General features: G+C 60.6%; 12 protein-coding genes and 1 other RNA gene. 5 read left to right on the forward strand and 8 right to left on the reverse strand.

Annotation, left to right across the window (positions count from 1 at the left end; genetic code table 11):
* Positions 1–117: 117 nt before the first annotated feature.
* Positions 118–1,176, forward strand: a complete 1,059-nt coding sequence (locus ACKFRX_RS09005) for a DUF2786 domain-containing protein (protein ID WP_408922047.1) — start codon at positions 118–120, stop codon at positions 1,174–1,176.
* Between the two features lie 136 nt (positions 1,177–1,312).
* Positions 1,313–3,049: a CHAD domain-containing protein gene (locus ACKFRX_RS09010; protein ID WP_408922046.1), complete on the forward strand. Its 1,737-nt coding sequence runs from the start codon at positions 1,313–1,315 to the stop codon at positions 3,047–3,049.
* Positions 3,050–3,108: 59 nt separating this feature from the next.
* On the opposite strand, the gene ACKFRX_RS09015 is transcribed toward ACKFRX_RS09010, so the two are convergent.
* Entirely contained in the window at positions 3,109–3,297 is a 189-nt protein-coding gene (locus ACKFRX_RS09015) for a hypothetical protein (RefSeq protein ID WP_238799357.1), read from the reverse strand.
* Positions 3,298–3,556: 259 nt separating this feature from the next.
* Between ACKFRX_RS09015 and ACKFRX_RS09020 the strand changes: the two genes are divergently transcribed.
* The gene (locus tag ACKFRX_RS09020) at positions 3,557–4,831 is read left to right on the forward strand and encodes a galactokinase family protein (protein WP_408927691.1); all 1,275 of its coding nucleotides are present in this window, start codon (positions 3,557–3,559) and stop codon (positions 4,829–4,831) included.
* Positions 4,832–4,843: 12 nt separating this feature from the next.
* Here the strand turns inward: ACKFRX_RS09020 and ACKFRX_RS09025 are convergent, their stop codons facing one another.
* The 5 genes from ACKFRX_RS09025 to ACKFRX_RS09045 form a co-directional block, all read right to left on the reverse strand.
* Positions 4,844–6,238, reverse strand: coding sequence for an RNB domain-containing ribonuclease (locus tag ACKFRX_RS09025; protein ID WP_408927692.1), 1,395 nt, complete (start codon positions 6,236–6,238; stop codon positions 4,844–4,846).
* Positions 6,239–6,263: 25 nt separating this feature from the next.
* An RNA gene (rnpB, locus tag ACKFRX_RS09030) (RNase P RNA component class A) lies at positions 6,264–6,711 on the reverse strand.
* Positions 6,712–6,726: 15 nt separating this feature from the next.
* Complete coding sequence (locus ACKFRX_RS09035; protein WP_408922494.1) at positions 6,727–7,857, reverse strand: bifunctional RNase H/acid phosphatase; 1,131 nt, start codon at positions 7,855–7,857, stop codon at positions 6,727–6,729.
* Positions 7,857–8,573 carry a zinc ribbon domain-containing protein gene (locus tag ACKFRX_RS09040; protein ID WP_005324390.1) on the reverse strand — a complete coding sequence of 239 codons (717 nt, stop codon included), beginning with the start codon at positions 8,571–8,573 and terminating at the stop codon, positions 7,857–7,859. Before ACKFRX_RS09040 ends, ACKFRX_RS09035 begins: the two co-directional genes overlap by 1 nt.
* Positions 8,574–9,713, reverse strand: coding sequence for a Nif3-like dinuclear metal center hexameric protein (locus ACKFRX_RS09045; protein WP_408927693.1), 1,140 nt, complete (start codon positions 9,711–9,713; stop codon positions 8,574–8,576). It lies immediately after the preceding gene.
* A gap of 95 nt (positions 9,714–9,808) precedes the next feature.
* Here ACKFRX_RS09045 and ACKFRX_RS09050 point away from each other — a divergent pair, with 95 nt between their 5' ends.
* A complete protein-coding gene (locus ACKFRX_RS09050) occupies positions 9,809–10,300 on the forward strand; it encodes a low molecular weight protein-tyrosine-phosphatase (protein WP_250412980.1) in 492 nt (163 codons plus the stop codon).
* 10 nt (positions 10,301–10,310) lie between these two features.
* Positions 10,311–11,318: an SURF1 family protein gene (locus ACKFRX_RS09055; RefSeq protein ID WP_408927694.1), complete on the forward strand. Its 1,008-nt coding sequence runs from the start codon at positions 10,311–10,313 to the stop codon at positions 11,316–11,318.
* A gap of 181 nt (positions 11,319–11,499) precedes the next feature.
* On the opposite strand, the gene ACKFRX_RS09060 is transcribed toward ACKFRX_RS09055, so the two are convergent.
* A complete protein-coding gene (locus tag ACKFRX_RS09060) occupies positions 11,500–12,465 on the reverse strand; it encodes a DUF1963 domain-containing protein (protein WP_408927695.1) in 966 nt (321 codons plus the stop codon).
* A gap of 289 nt (positions 12,466–12,754) precedes the next feature.
* Positions 12,755–13,828, reverse strand: a complete 1,074-nt coding sequence (locus ACKFRX_RS09065; protein ID WP_234447260.1) for an IS30 family transposase — start codon at positions 13,826–13,828, stop codon at positions 12,755–12,757.
* Positions 13,829–13,878: the final 50 nt, after the last annotated feature.

Below are 13,878 nucleotides of genomic sequence, written 5' to 3' on the forward strand. Positions count from 1 at the left end.
TCGCAAGAGTATCCAGGGGGTGGCCAGCGGGGGCTTTTCCGGCAGGAGCCAGCTGCAGCCCATGCTTTGCTAAGTGGGCAAGCGAACACATGTACACCTCTTAAAGGACGAATATTTATGACCACCCACTGCGATGACCTTTCTGCTCACGTAATCGAACGCCTCATCACCGCCGCACAACAAGGCTGGGCGCCGGCGGACCTAGAACACGTCTTAGGTCCGCACGCCTACCCCATTATTTACCGAGCAAGCCCCCATGTGCCGGCACGAATTACCTCCCCTGCGCTGCGCAAAGCATGGCTCCAGATGGCCCCTCCGCAGGAGAACTTCATTCCGCGCGATAAGCTGCGCGCCATTATGAAAGAGCTCATTCACCTACCGAGGCTGCGCGATACCGAGCTTTTAGCCTCCGGCGAATCCTTGCGGGAGGATGGGCTTAGCGATAAGCAACGCAAAATCCGCGAAAAGGTTCTAGGCCTTTTACGTAAGGCTGAGTCCACCAGTTTTGAAGATGAGGCCGAGGTTCTCATCTCTAAGGCGCAGTCCCTGCAGCAGAAGTATCGCATCGAGGACCTGCTAACTTCCGAGCTACCTCATCTCATTTCCCACCGCGTGCACATCCACCCGCCGTATATCAAGCACCAAGCTTCCCTGCTAAGCACCATCTCTGACGCCAATGGATGCACCACTCTCCTCATTCATGACAAGGGCTTGGCCTGCGTGATTGGCGCTCCTGCCGACGCCGCCCATTGCGCCGACCTTTTTGCCTCCCTCAACCGTCAATGCGATTGGTTTATGCGCAACGGTGACGGCGCAGAAATTGCACGCGCGACGGGCTCTACCGCCGCTTATCGCCGTAGTTTCCGGCTCTCTTATGCCGCCCGCATCGGTGAATTGCTCACTCAAGCAAATGAGGATGGCATCGCAGATAACCTGCGGGAGTCTCAGTACTGCTCACACCACGCCGAGACTGTAGCTACCCAAACCCTTCCGGCACTGCAGGCGCGCACCGATCACGCCATCGATACCCGCAATCGTCTCTTCCCCAACCTGACGGAGATGTCGCTTTCGATGAACAGCATGCACGGCATCAACGATGGCATTGCCGCTGCCGATAAATCTCACTTTGGCGGCGATTCCTCCGGAATCGGTCCGGTCCCCGAAATCACGCAGTAATTATTCCCTGCTCAAGGCCATTCTTCCCTCCCGTTCCCTGCTAGCGAACGGGGGCGAGGAGTGACACCGAAGTGAGTGCTTAACGGGTAAGATCACCGGTGAGATTTATTTGGTCTAGAAAGTAAAAGGTACGTGAATGTCTACACAGTCTTTTCTCGAAGTTGAAGCGAAATTCTCCGTAGCCGAGTCCACTCAGCTCCCTGAACTGACCCGCCTCGAGGGAGTTGACCACGTTGCAGACACGCGCCGCCACGCGCTTTCTGCCATCTACTACGACACCGAAGACCTCCGCCTCACCCACGCCAAGGTCACCCTCCGCCGCCGCACCGGTGGCAATGATGATGGCTGGCATATCAAGATTCCTAGCGAGGCTGGCCGCACCGAGATCCATGCCGAGCTGGGAGAGCCTGTCGATGGCCGCTACGAAGTACCTGAGGAGCTTCTCCACCAGGTTCGCTCTATTATCCGCCACAACGAACTCACCCCGATTGCGCAGGTCGATAACAAGCGCACCGAGATGGTCCTAGCGGATGCCGATAATAAGCCTGTAGCAGAGTTCTGTGATGACCACGTCACCGCTTTTTCCTTCCTTCCAGGCGGTCAGCAGCAGTCCTGGCGCGAATGGGAAGTAGAGCTCGCTGGTGACCTCCCGGGGACCGAGGAAGGCACGCAGTTCATTCGCCGTGCCACTTCCCTGCTTATCGGTGCCGGTGCGCGCGTTTCTTCCTCCCCATCCAAGCTGAAGTCCGCCCTGGGTGATTCCTACGCCAACGCCCCGCTGCCTCCAGCCCTGGTATCGCCGGATGTGGACCCAGACTCCCCTGCCGCGGCCGTCATCACCGCACTCCAAGCCAATCGCGACAAGCTAGTTGATTATGACCCTCGCGTGCGCCGCGATGAGTGGGATTCGGTTCACCAGATGCGTGTTGCCACCCGCGAACTGCGCAGCCACCTGCAGACCTTCCATGGCATCGTCGTCGGCCCAGAAATCGACAAGATTGAAGCCGATCTCAAGGAGCTTGCCGGTATTTTGGGCGTTGCTCGCGATGCGGAAGTTGTGGAAGAGCGCTGGCAGAAGCTATTGGAGTCCGAAGATTCTGACACCTTGGATGATTCCACCCGTGAGCACATTGCGCACGATATGGGCAACGCCTACCGCCGCGCGCACCGCCGCGTTATCGCAGCCCTGGATTCCGAGCGCTACCTTGAGCTGCTGGAGTCTCTCGATCGCCTGCTCGCAGACCCGCCAACGGCCGATAAGCAACAGGATTCCGCCCCGGCAGCAAGTGAGGCGGAGCAGCCGGAGGAGCAGTCCTCTGCGGAAGAGGACGCCGCTACTCCTACCGAATCCAGCGAGGACAGCGCACCCGCTGCAGACAAGTCCGAGCACAAGCCGGAGAAAAAGAAGTCCAAGGACAAGTCCGCTGACATGGACACCGTGATGGCGCAGCACCTTGAAAAGGCCTATAACAAGCTGGTCAAGCGTCATAAGAAGGCCGTGGAGAACTGGGATAACCAGGACCTGTCCCTGCATGAGCGTGAGGATTATTTCCACGATATGCGCAAGGCAGCAAAGAAGCTGCGCTATGCAGCTGAAGCAGCTGGTTCTGCCACCAACCTCAAGACCAAGCGCCTCTACAAAGCCTGCAAGCAGATGCAGTCGGTGCTCGGTGACTTCCAGGATTCCGTGACCTCGCGCGATAAGCTGCTCGAGCTGGCGGAGTCCGCTCGCCGCCGTGGGGAGAATACCTTTGGCTATGGCCTGCTCTACCAGCGCGAGCGAACCATTGGCCTAAAGGCTCTTGATGATTACGCCGAGTCTTTCAAAGACATCAAGGCCGCGTTTAAACCGCTGCGCAAGAAACTAAAGTAGCCGCGCTCCCCGGGCAGGTGCTGGGAAACACGGCTTTAAAAGAGATGGCTGGGAGTTAGTTACTTCCAGTCATCTTCTTCGTCTGCGGCATCTGCCGCATCATTGCGGGCTTGGGCGATTTCGATGGCGTTTTCTGCCTCTTCGCGGGTGTCATACGGGCCCATCCGATTTTCCCAGCCAGAGGTCTTGCCCTGGCTGACTTCCTTGGTGGCCGGATCAAAGAACCACTTCTGGTCTGCATCGCTCATAAAACTATCCTCTCAGTTGTTGCATCAGCGGCACCGGCTAAGTGCCGCCGCTGATATGGTTAGTGCCCACACTACCCACGCTGTCTCACCGATGCCCGCTAGAATGTGGGGCAGCACAATTCTTTTATACGATTCCATGTCGTATTCCCCGCCACCGCGCACATAGGTGGCGGGCATTCGTTGCTTTAAACGCGCCACCGCGTGCGCAGGGCAACGAAGACTACTGGTCCCAGAACCTGGAAAAGGAGCTTTAGCACCCATGCCACTGTGGTCAACGCCTGCAGAGCCCGTAGCCGAGCGCGCCGCCCAAGCACATACCGAACTCACAGGCAACGCTCCAACGCATACCGCTAGCGCGCCGGCAACGTGGTCCCTCATTGGTGAACATATTGATCACTTCGGTGGCATTGTCGCCATGTGCGTGGGCAAGTTGCGCGCTGCAGCGGCGGTAGGCCCGCGCACCGACGGCGTGGTGGCCGTCCATTTCCACCCAGCTCAGGGCGAGACTGCTCATGACTCGATTAGCCTACAGGCGCTTGCCGAGCTGGCAACGGCGCAACAACCCACCACGGATGCGGAAGGCCAGCCTGTTATTCCGCCGGCACCACAAGGTGGGTTGGCGGCCCGCGTGGGTGGCATTGTCCACACGATGATTAATCGTCAGTTGCTCTCCCGAGAGACGGCGGGTGCGGATATCACCATTGCCACGGATATTCCGGAAGGCGCGGGTCTGGGTGCGGACGCCGCCGCGGACGTCGCGGTGGCGCTAGCGCTCATGGGAGCGGATGCGGACCTCGATGCGCCGTTGAGGGCCCGGGTGGCGGATGTACGCACCCAGGCCGTTTCTACCTTCGCAGCGCGGCCGCCACTGCGCGCACGCCACAGCGCAGCACTGCGCAGCACTGGTGAGGGCGTGTGCATTATGGACTACGCCGATGGTTCTGTCACCCACGCCCCGCACGTGGTGGGCCGCGAGATGTCCGCCTTTGCGGTGGCGGTGCCGGAGGATTTTTCCGCGCAGGAGGAAAAGGCCATCGCCGATATCCGCCAGCGCCAGCGCTTTATCGATGATGCCTGCCACTCCTTCGGCACCGATTCGCTACGCTTGCTTCCCGACGCCCAACAGCGCGTCCTCGACTGGCTCAAGGCCGTGCACAAGGTATACGGCGAGGAAGGCCGCCCGAGCATCAGCGCCGCCACGGAGTGGATGGCCTTTTATGAGGAAGAAACTGAGCGCGTAGAAAAGTTTGCGCGCTGCCTGCGCTCGCACCGCGGCGCGGAGCTCTTCCCTATCCTGTTGCAGTCGCAGTCTTCCTTGGCCAATATCTACGGCTTGGATTCGGCAGAAAAACTCGCCGAATTGGTCACGGTTCGCGGTGCCGTAGCGGGTCGCTCGGCGCATGCCGGTACCTCCAACGCGGTCATCGCTTATGTTCCGGCGAAAAGCGCGCACAATTTCGCAGCTGACTTGGCTGAAGACGGCCTGCTCGTCGTCGATCTGCAGCCAGGCGAGGCCGCCCGCGGCGAAGGCTAGGAGCCTTGCCGGCTAGTCGGCCGGCCAGGCAAAAAGAACCTCGCGCGAATCGGTATCCGACGTCACCAGCGAGACAGTGGTCTCACTGCCGGTTTCCGGTGCGCCCACGCATTGGGCGAAGACGGGTGGCTCCGGTACGAAAATCCGTGCCTTCTCCCGCTTCGCATCGCCGCGGACCACGGTGGCTGAGAAATTGGTACCGAGCCAAGGTCGCAGCACGGTCGCCTCCGTCAGGTTCAGGCAGGCCTTATCCACTTGGGAGGCGAGCTGCGAGGTCGAACGCATCGCCCCGATGACCTCCGTGGCGCTGCCTGGTACCCACTCGGGAACCTCATAACCGCCGCACAAGGCGAGGCATACCTCCGTGGCGAACCTATCGGAAAGGCGCCGCAGCGGCGCGGTGACGTGGGCATAGTAGCCACCGATACCGGCGTGTACCTGCGCCTCTTGCTCGCCTAGCCAGGCATAGTCGGCGCCCCTCAGCAGGCTCTGAGCCTCGCGCATGACGGCCATGCCGCGCGGGGAATCGGCGTCGACGGTGAGCAGGAATTGGGGAATGGGGGCGTCGCCAAGCGCAAAGCCTAGGGCCTGCGCCTCGGCGCGAAATTGGCGCTCGTGCTCTGGCTCGGCCGCGGGCAGGGTGCGCAAGAAGCCCACGCCGGCTTCCTGCATGAGGCGCCCGGCACACATGCCGGCAAGCAAAGACATCTCCGAGTTAAAGTCCATCACCTCATAGCGCGGCTCGATGATGAGCTCAAAGGTGCCATCGTCATTTTCCACCACGCGCTGGGAGGGCAGGCGCAAGGAAATGGCCTCACGGCGCAGGGAAGATTCCTGGCGCAGCCGGCCGACCACCGGCAGCAGCGCGATGGATGGGTGGAGGTTGCTGGCCGCGAGGTCCGCATGCGCGCCTTCATAATCCAGGCGGGCCTGGGAGTAAATCAGCGCGCGCTCGACGTGGAAGGACTCCACCTCGCCGTTGCCATCCAAGTCAAAGGTCCACAACACGGCCGGCTTATCGGTGCCAGGCAGCAGCGAGGCTCGGTCCTCGGAAAGCTCCGGTGGGTGCAGGCGCGCGGGTTCATCGGGAAGATAGATGGTCTGGCCGCGGCGGAAGGATTCGCGCTCCAGCTCACTGCCGGGCTCAATGAAAGCAGCGACGTCCGCGATGGCATAAAACACGCGGTATCCGCCCTCGCGTTCTTCGATGTAGACCGCCTGATCCAAGTCCATGGAGCCGGCGGGATCCAGGGTCACAAAGGGAATATCGCGGGCATCGCGGCGCGATGCGGCGTATCGGTCCTGCGCGCGGGCGGCCTGGGCGGTGACCTCGGCCGGAAAATCGGTGGCTACCGAAAATTCTGCGGCAATGGCGCGGAAATCGAGCGGAGCGGCGTAGAGCTTCATGCCCACCACCATAAACGGAGTAGGGCGAATGAGTCGGCCTATAAGCCGGATTCTGTCTCATCGCGGCACTCCCTGAGAAATACCGCGCGGTGAACATCCATCTAGACCAACCGTTGCCAGTTGGTTCCAGCAGCTACCTTCAGGCTCGAGCGAGCAGCCTTAAAACGCCTGATCGGGCCCCGCAACGTGGCGGGGCCGTGATGCCTTGCTCCCGGTGGGGTTTACCCAGCCACCGCCATCACTGACGGTGCTGGTGCGCTCTTAACGCACCGTTTCACCCTTACCTTGTGGCTCCAACGTGGCCGAAACCAAGTGGAGGAACGAGGCGGTCTACTTTCTGTTGCACTTGCCCGCGGGTTTCCCCGGGTTGCCGTTAGCAACCACCGTGCTCTGTGGAGTCCGGACTTTCCTCGGCGCCCACGCGGCAGCACGTGGCTGCCCGTATGAAGCGACGCGATCACCCGGCCGGCTCATTCGCGTTCCTTATTCTAGCGCAGGCCCGCCAGGTGGCCCACATCGTTAAATCCGTGCACCATAGAGCCGCCGTCCCAGAATTCCACCCGCGAAATGGCGGCCAGGTCGAGGAAGAGATGCCCAAAGGTGGCAGGGCCGGCATCGAGTGCTTGGCGGATGAAGGACTTAATCGGGTTGACGTGGCTAACCACCAGCACGGTCTTTCCTGCGAAGCGCTCTTGGAGATCCTTGCGGGTGGTGCGCACGCGACGGTTGACCGCTTGCAGCGATTCGCCGCCCGGACAGGCGACGCTCGCATCGTGCAGCCATTCCTCGTGGAGTTCCGGATCGCGCTGGTGGGCCTCGGCCGCGGTCTTGCCTTCCCACGCACCGAAGTCCACCTCGATGAGGCCGTCGACGGTCTCTACCTCGATATCGCGGCCATTGGCCACGGCCGCCGCGGTCTCTTGGCAGCGGCGCAGGGGCGAGCAGACGATGGCGTCAAAGTCGGCGTCGGCAAGCGCCTGCGCAGCGGCGAGCGCCTGCTTTTGGCCAAGCTCCGTAAGCCCCGGATTGGCGCGGCCGGAGTACTGCTTGGCGGCCGACATCTCCGTCTGCCCGTGGCGCAGCAAGATAAAGCGGGTGGTAGGTCCGCGGTCCCCCAGCCAATCGGTGGGGTGCGGCGCGGTGGTGTCCTGCTCCGCGGCTGGGGCTGACTCGGCGTCTTCTTCGCCGGCCACGATGCCTTCCGGGTGCCCGGCGGCCGCGGCATCCATGGCGTCATTGGACAGGGCGTCCGCCACCTTGTTTTTGGCGCGCGGCACCCAGTCCAGGCTGAAAGAGGAAAAGCCGTTGATGTATTCGCGGGCGCGCAGGGCCAGCTTTTGCATATCGGGGTGCTTAATCTTCCAGCGGCCGTTGATTTGTTCCACCACCAGCTTGGAATCCATGTGGAATTCCACCTCGGTAGCGCCCATCTCGGTGGCGGCTTCAAGGCCGCGCAGCAGGCCGTTGTACTCAGCGACGTTATTAGTGGACTTGGTACCTACCACGTAGACAATTTCGCGCAGGATGCGCTGCCCGCTGCCGTCATAGATAACGGTGCCGGAACCGGCTACTCCGGGGTTGCCGCGGGAGCCGCCATCGGCGTAGATGATGACCTTCATTAGACCAGGCGCACCAGGTAGGAGCCGCAATCGCCGCACTGCGGCAGCTCATCGGCCGGGGCATTGCGCACGGCGTTTTGCTCGGCCGGCGGCAAGACAATGAAGCAGCCGCCGCAGGCGCGATTGGCCTTGAACTGGGCGGCACCTACGCCATTTTCCTCGCGCTGGGTATCGTACTCGCTGAGCACTCCAGCGGGCAGCTGATCGCGCAGCTCGCCGATGCGCACGGCCGGATCCTCTTGATTGGCGGCCGCTTCCTTAGCCGCCTCGGCCGCACGGCGCAGCTTTTCCAGCTTGCGCTCGGAATCAGAAACGCGCGCGCCGTGGACGTCCAGGTTGGAACGCAGCGCGTGCACCTCGTTATGCGCCTCCTGCAGCTCGCTCATGAGGTCAGCGATGCGGGACTTGGCGGCGTAGAGATCGTGCTCTAGATCCTTGCGGGTTTCTGGGTCCACTGCGGCGCCAAGCTGGCGCTTGTCATCGCGCTCTCGCTGGCGCAGCTTGCGCTCATCGGCCTGGATGCGCAGGATTTCAGTCTCCATGTCATCGACGGCCATCTGCGCAGAACCGGAGGCATCGAGCAGGCGCTTGTGCTCCTCCTTGGCCTTGTCATATTCGGCTTGTTCCGGGATTTCCTTCTCAGCGCCATGGCCCTGCGAGCGTTCCAGGTTGGCCAGCTCCAGCAGTACCGGCTGTAGTTCTTGCGATAGTTTCACTTATGACTCCTTTGGGTGCGCAGAGATAGTCCACGGGTCGGTGCGCAGGCTAATAATTTCCGTATCCAGTTCTAAAGCATTCTCTACGATATCGCGCGCCTGGGCCGTCCACGGAAATTCGCTGGCCCAGTGGGCGGTATCGATAACGGCGGGGCCGCCGGCGCGCAGGTGCTCATCCACCGGGTGGTGGCGCAGATCCGAGGTAACGTACACGTCCACGCCTAGCTTCGCGGCCGCAGAAAGGAAGGAATCTCCCGAGCCGGAAGACACGGCCACCGTGCGCACCTTCTGGTCCGGATCGCCAGCGGCGCGGATGCCCCAGGCGGTCTCCGGCAAGGCATTAGCCACCTGCTGGGTGAACTCGCGCAGGGTCATCTCCTGCGGCAGCTCCCCTACACGCCCCAGGCCGAGCGCCTCGTCCAGGTCCTGGTGGCCAGCGGTTTCCGTAATGTCATAGGCCGGCACCTCATACGGGTGGGCGGTGTGCAGGGCCTTCAGCAAAGAGGAGCGAAGTGCGGCTGGGGCGACGAACTCGACGCGGATTTCCTCGCCGCGGTGGAGCGCGCCGATCTCGCCCTCGGTGGGGTCAGCGCCCTCCTCCGGCTGGAATTGGCCCGTGCCGGCGATATCGAAGGAGCAGTGGGAGTAGGCGCCGATGTGGCCCGCGCCGGCGTCGAAAAGCGCCTGCTTTACTTCCTCGGCCGCGGCGACCGGCACGTGCACGCCCCACTTATCCACGCCCTGTGCCTCCGGCACGATGGGCCGGCCGGGGTTGATGCCTACCAGCTCCGCGAGCTTGTCGTTTACGCCCGGCCGCGCCTTATCCGCGTTGGTGTGGGCTGCAAAGAGCGCAACGCCGTTGCTGACCAGCGTGTGCACGACCTTGCCCTTGGGCGTATCGGCGGCCACGGACTCCACCCCGCGCAAGAGCAGCGGGTGGTGGACCACGAGCATGTCCGCGCCAAGCTCCACCGCGCGCTCGGCCACCGCCTGGGTGCAGTCCAAAGCGAAGGCCACCCGCTTTACCTCCGCGGCCGGATCGCCGCAGATAAGCCCCACGGCATCCCACTTTTCCGCCAGGTGCGGCGGGTAGGCCTCATCGAGTACGCGGCGGACATCGCCCACGCTCACAGCGGACATAGAGGTGCTCCTTTATGCTCGTTTCATGGAATAGTTACTACTGCTATATCCTATCTTCCGCACCACAGTACTATTCGCGCGAAGGGGTTTTCCGCATGACCGAATCCGATACCCGCTCCGGCCTTTACCTCGTCTTTGTCTGCACCGGAAATATCTGCCGCTCCCCCATGGCAGAAATCATCGTGCGCGATGAAATGGAAAAGGACATGCTTGACCTCGTCGCCACCGTAGATTCCTGCGGTCTGGGCGGCTGGCATGTGGGCCAGGGCGCGGACGAGCGTGCGATTGCCGAGCTGCGCCGCGGCGGCCACGATGGCGGTTCCCACCGCGCGGCCAAGCTGGGCGCCGAGCACATGGACGCTGATCTCTTCATTGCCATGGACAAGGGCCACCGCGAGGCTCTCATTGAGCACGGCATCGACCCAGCCAAGATTCGCTTGATGCGCAGCTTCGACCGCGACTCCCCGGAGGACGCGGACGTGGCAGACCCCTATTACGGTTCCACAGCGGATTTCGAGACCACGCGCAAGAATATCGAGGCCGCCGTGCCTGGCCTGCTGGATTGGATTCGGGCTAACCACGACTAAACTAGGCCCCATGCTAAAGACGTTCCTTAAGCCAGGTTGGGTTCTACTGCTACTGTTCGTCGTGGCTTTTTCCTACCTCGCTTTTACCGTCCTTGCCCCGTGGCAGCTGGGCAAGGACGATGACATTGTGGAACGCAACGAGCTCATCACCCACGCCTATGAAGCCGACCCTAAGCCGGTGGAAGACCTCGTGGATGGCAACGGCGCCATCAAGGACGATGAGTGGTCCCGCGCCACCCTGCACGGCAAGTACATGCCACAGGATGAGGTGCTGCTGCGCCTGCGCCCGGTCGATTCCGGCCCGTCCTACCAATCCCTGGTTCCCTTCCGCACCGATTCCGGCCTGACCATCTTGGTTAACCGCGGCTGGGTCAAGGCCGGCGAGGCCAACGCCGTGCCGGATATCCCTGATGCTCCCTCGGGCGAGACCACGCTTACCGGCATGATCCGCGCCGATGAGGCCGAGCACCAGTCCGCCCCCATTAAGCAGGAGGGCTACCAGCAGGTCTACTCCATCCATACGGAGCAGATTGCTTCGCTTATCGACGCCCCCTTGGCCCACGACTACATCCAACTCTCCGCCGACCAGCCCGGCGTGCTCAACCCCATGCCTATCCCGCAGCTCGACCGCGGCAACCACCTCTCCTACGGCTACCAGTGGATTGCCTTCGGCATCATGGCCCCGCTGGGCTTGGGCTATTTCGTATGGTCCGAAATCCGTGAGCGCCGCCGCCTGCGCGAGGAGGAAGAGGCCTTGGCCGCCCTCGACGCCGATGCCTCAACCCCATCCGAGCCCGCGGACGCCTCCTCTGCAGGCTCCGCGCCCGTAGAAGCCCCGTCCCCCGCGACCACCCAGCGCGACGCCCACGCGGCCACTGACGACGCCACCGATACCGCCACGGCCGTTCCCGCCACGTCCTCCTCGCATGCCGCTAGCCGCCGCAACCGCTCGCGCTACGGCGACTCTAAGCCGGATCACTACGCCAAGCTGAACAAGCGCCGCCGCGAGCGCTACTAGGGCCCCGGCCTGCCTAGGCCGCCTAGCCCGCGTTGCCTGAACATCCGTCGAGGCCCCAAGGAATAGCCACGTTAATGCGTTATGCCCCTCCCCTCGGGGCATAACTTGGCCACAAGTTGGCCCAGGACAGCAGCTATGAAAAGTACAAACTAGTTAGTATCTCAGCCTTCTTGCCGTCGTATTAACCGCAGTCCCATTCGAAGATGACTCGACTAAAATCACGTGCGGCGAGGTCATCAGGATGGATATAGAAGTTGCCGACTCCGCAATCTCCCCACACGAAAGAACCGTCACCCTCTTCTACCGTGGCTAGCACAATGTGCTCATCGTCAGTCGGGATGCGGCTGGGGTTCCACAGCGTTGCAAAACCGCCTAGACGCGACTTTTTCACGGCATCTTTAAAGACCGTAGGTTCCACGTAATCCTCGGTCTGAGGGTCGACGATAAATCCTTCGGCTTCTATCCGAGCTACTTCCGCCTTGAATAGTTCCTTTTGACTACCCATTGTTGGCCCAGAGAGATTGATCTGCTTAATTGAAGTTTTTCCACGAATAACTCGCCGGATGATGATCGACCATGAATAGGTGTGTACCTCTACGAAATCTTCCCCGTGGCGAAGTATCGTGCGAAGATCATCATCCCAGAAGGCGGTGCGGGAATATTCGTGAGCTGTAGGTGTGACGCTTACTTTCCCCAGAGTGCCATCAAGGACAGTGGCCACTGAAGGATTCTCAGCTGGGTGGTCTCCCTCGTCAATAACTTCTTCCGGAACGTCGCCTATATGGGGCGCGGTGAGATCAGCAATGTAACGAGCAAATGGGGTTGGGCTTTGGCTTCCTTCCTCGACAACCTGCTTCACGAAATGCACTCCCCAATCATCATCGTCCGGCAGGAAAAGTTGTAGTAGTCCTGCCGTAGGAAACCCAGGCAGCGGAGGGAGCTCAGCGAAATTGAACTGGGCGATAAACAGCAAAGGGTCACCGTCAAAACTGGGATACGGCGAATGTTCCGGGAGATACGGTGTTCCGCACAGTTTCGAGGTAGTGGGCGAATCGGGACGAGTACTTTCATCTAAGAATACGGTCGGGCGCGTCGGAACGGTATCAAAAATATATTTCCGCTCGTGAGATTCCACTTTTGCCTTCATGGCCACGACTATAGGCAAATTGCCCTCAAACATTCACAGGTTGTTTAGTCTGACCAGTAAAACTGCTCTCATAATGTGGCTCGAAAGAGCCGAGCTGCCAACACTTGTCCCTTGGCCTCTCCCTAGGCCATACATGTACATCAGAGAAACCAGACCTACCTATTAGGCCCCTGCCAGTTTCTTGCCCCAGTCATCGTCTTCCCCACCATTACGGAAAACTGCTCCTGCGATCCCCCATTTGGCTACGCTGCATTGTGAAGGCGGATTCTAGTGGTCGTGGAAACACTTCCTATGTTTCGGTTGAGTTTATCAGTGCTGCCATTTTCTCGGCTGGTGTTTGAAAGCCCAGGGTTTTGCGGGGGCGGCGGTTGAGTTGCATGGCGACGAATTCTAGGTCCGCTGCACTGTGGAGGCTTAGGTCTGTTCCTTTGGGGAAGTACTGCCTAAGTAGTCCGTTGGTGTTTTCATTGGTGCCCCGCTGCCACGGCGAGCCAGGATCGCAGAAGAACACGGGACAGTTTGTCGCTACAGAAAAGGCCTTATGGCAGGCCATTTCACTTCCCTGGTCCCAGGTAAGTGAGCCTTTGAGATGATCTGGCAAGCCAGCGATCGCTTTAGTAAGTGCTGCATTTACTTCGGTAGCATTATGCCCATTAGGTAGATGCAGCAAGATGACATAGCGCGTGGTTCGTTCTACGAGAGTCCCAATTGCAGACTTATTGCCCGCGCCTAAAATGAGGTCGCCTTCCCAATGACCTGGTACGGCTCGGTCGTCTACTTCTGCTGGCCGGTCGGAAATCATCACTATAGGGTCAACAAACCGCTTGCGGGCGCTGCGCGTGCCACGAGGTCGACGTTGGGCGTGACCGCGACGCAGTGCAGCAGCGATTTCTTTTTTCAACTCGCCTTTAGCCTGGAAATACAGAGATTGATAAATCGTTTCAGGACACACGTACATAGTCTCATCACCGGGGTAGCAACTGCGCAACCGCCCAGAAATCTGCTCTGGCGAGTACCTGTCTTTCACCATTTCCCAAACCACCTCACGCAAGCGTGGATTGGTATCAATCTTGCGCTTTTTCGGTCTAAACCTACGCAACACCGATTTACGGTGCGCATACGTGGGAAGATATACCCCAAACTCATCCCGGTTGCGTTTAAGTTCCTTGCTGATAGTTCCAGCAGAGCGCTGAAGACGCCGAGCTATCTCACGTACGCCTTTGCCTTGCCGGTCAAGATCAAAGATGAGCTCGCGCTCTTCTATCGATAGATAGCGCGAAGAAATACGCCTATCGATACGCTGTTGTGAAATAACCTGGACTGGAACTGCTTGGCGACCATCAACGTACTCGAGTACCTGCATAAGCCTGTTATACAGCGCCACATCCGGGCCATCCGGGACAAAAGGCACAC

Source organism: Corynebacterium tuberculostearicum, from assembly GCF_046097465.1.
Classification (GTDB): Bacteria; Actinomycetota; Actinomycetes; order Mycobacteriales; family Mycobacteriaceae; genus Corynebacterium; species Corynebacterium tuberculostearicum_I.

Bases quoted from the DNA above. Each gene is read 5' to 3' on its own strand.
- ACKFRX_RS09005 (WP_408922047.1), top strand. From the start codon at position 118: ATGACCACCCACTGCGATGACCTTTCTGCTCACGTAATCGAACGCCTC.
- ACKFRX_RS09010 (WP_408922046.1), top strand. From the start codon at position 1,313: ATGTCTACACAGTCTTTTCTCGAAGTTGAAGCGAAATTCTCCGTAGCC.
- ACKFRX_RS09015 (WP_238799357.1), bottom strand. From the start codon at position 3,297: ATGAGCGATGCAGACCAGAAGTGGTTCTTTGATCCGGCCACCAAGGAA.
- ACKFRX_RS09020 (WP_408927691.1), top strand. From the start codon at position 3,557: ATGCCACTGTGGTCAACGCCTGCAGAGCCCGTAGCCGAGCGCGCCGCC.
- ACKFRX_RS09025 (WP_408927692.1), bottom strand. From the start codon at position 6,238: ATGAAGCTCTACGCCGCTCCGCTCGATTTCCGCGCCATTGCCGCAGAA.
- ACKFRX_RS09035 (WP_408922494.1), bottom strand. From the start codon at position 7,857: ATGAAGGTCATCATCTACGCCGATGGCGGCTCCCGCGGCAACCCCGGA.
- ACKFRX_RS09045 (WP_408927693.1), bottom strand. From the start codon at position 9,713: ATGTCCGCTGTGAGCGTGGGCGATGTCCGCCGCGTACTCGATGAGGCC.
- ACKFRX_RS09050 (WP_250412980.1), top strand. From the start codon at position 9,809: ATGACCGAATCCGATACCCGCTCCGGCCTTTACCTCGTCTTTGTCTGC.
- ACKFRX_RS09055 (WP_408927694.1), top strand. From the start codon at position 10,311: ATGCTAAAGACGTTCCTTAAGCCAGGTTGGGTTCTACTGCTACTGTTC.
- ACKFRX_RS09060 (WP_408927695.1), bottom strand. From the start codon at position 12,465: ATGAAGGCAAAAGTGGAATCTCACGAGCGGAAATATATTTTTGATACC.
- ACKFRX_RS09065 (WP_234447260.1), bottom strand. From the start codon at position 13,828: ATGCAGGTACTCGAGTACGTTGATGGTCGCCAAGCAGTTCCAGTCCAG.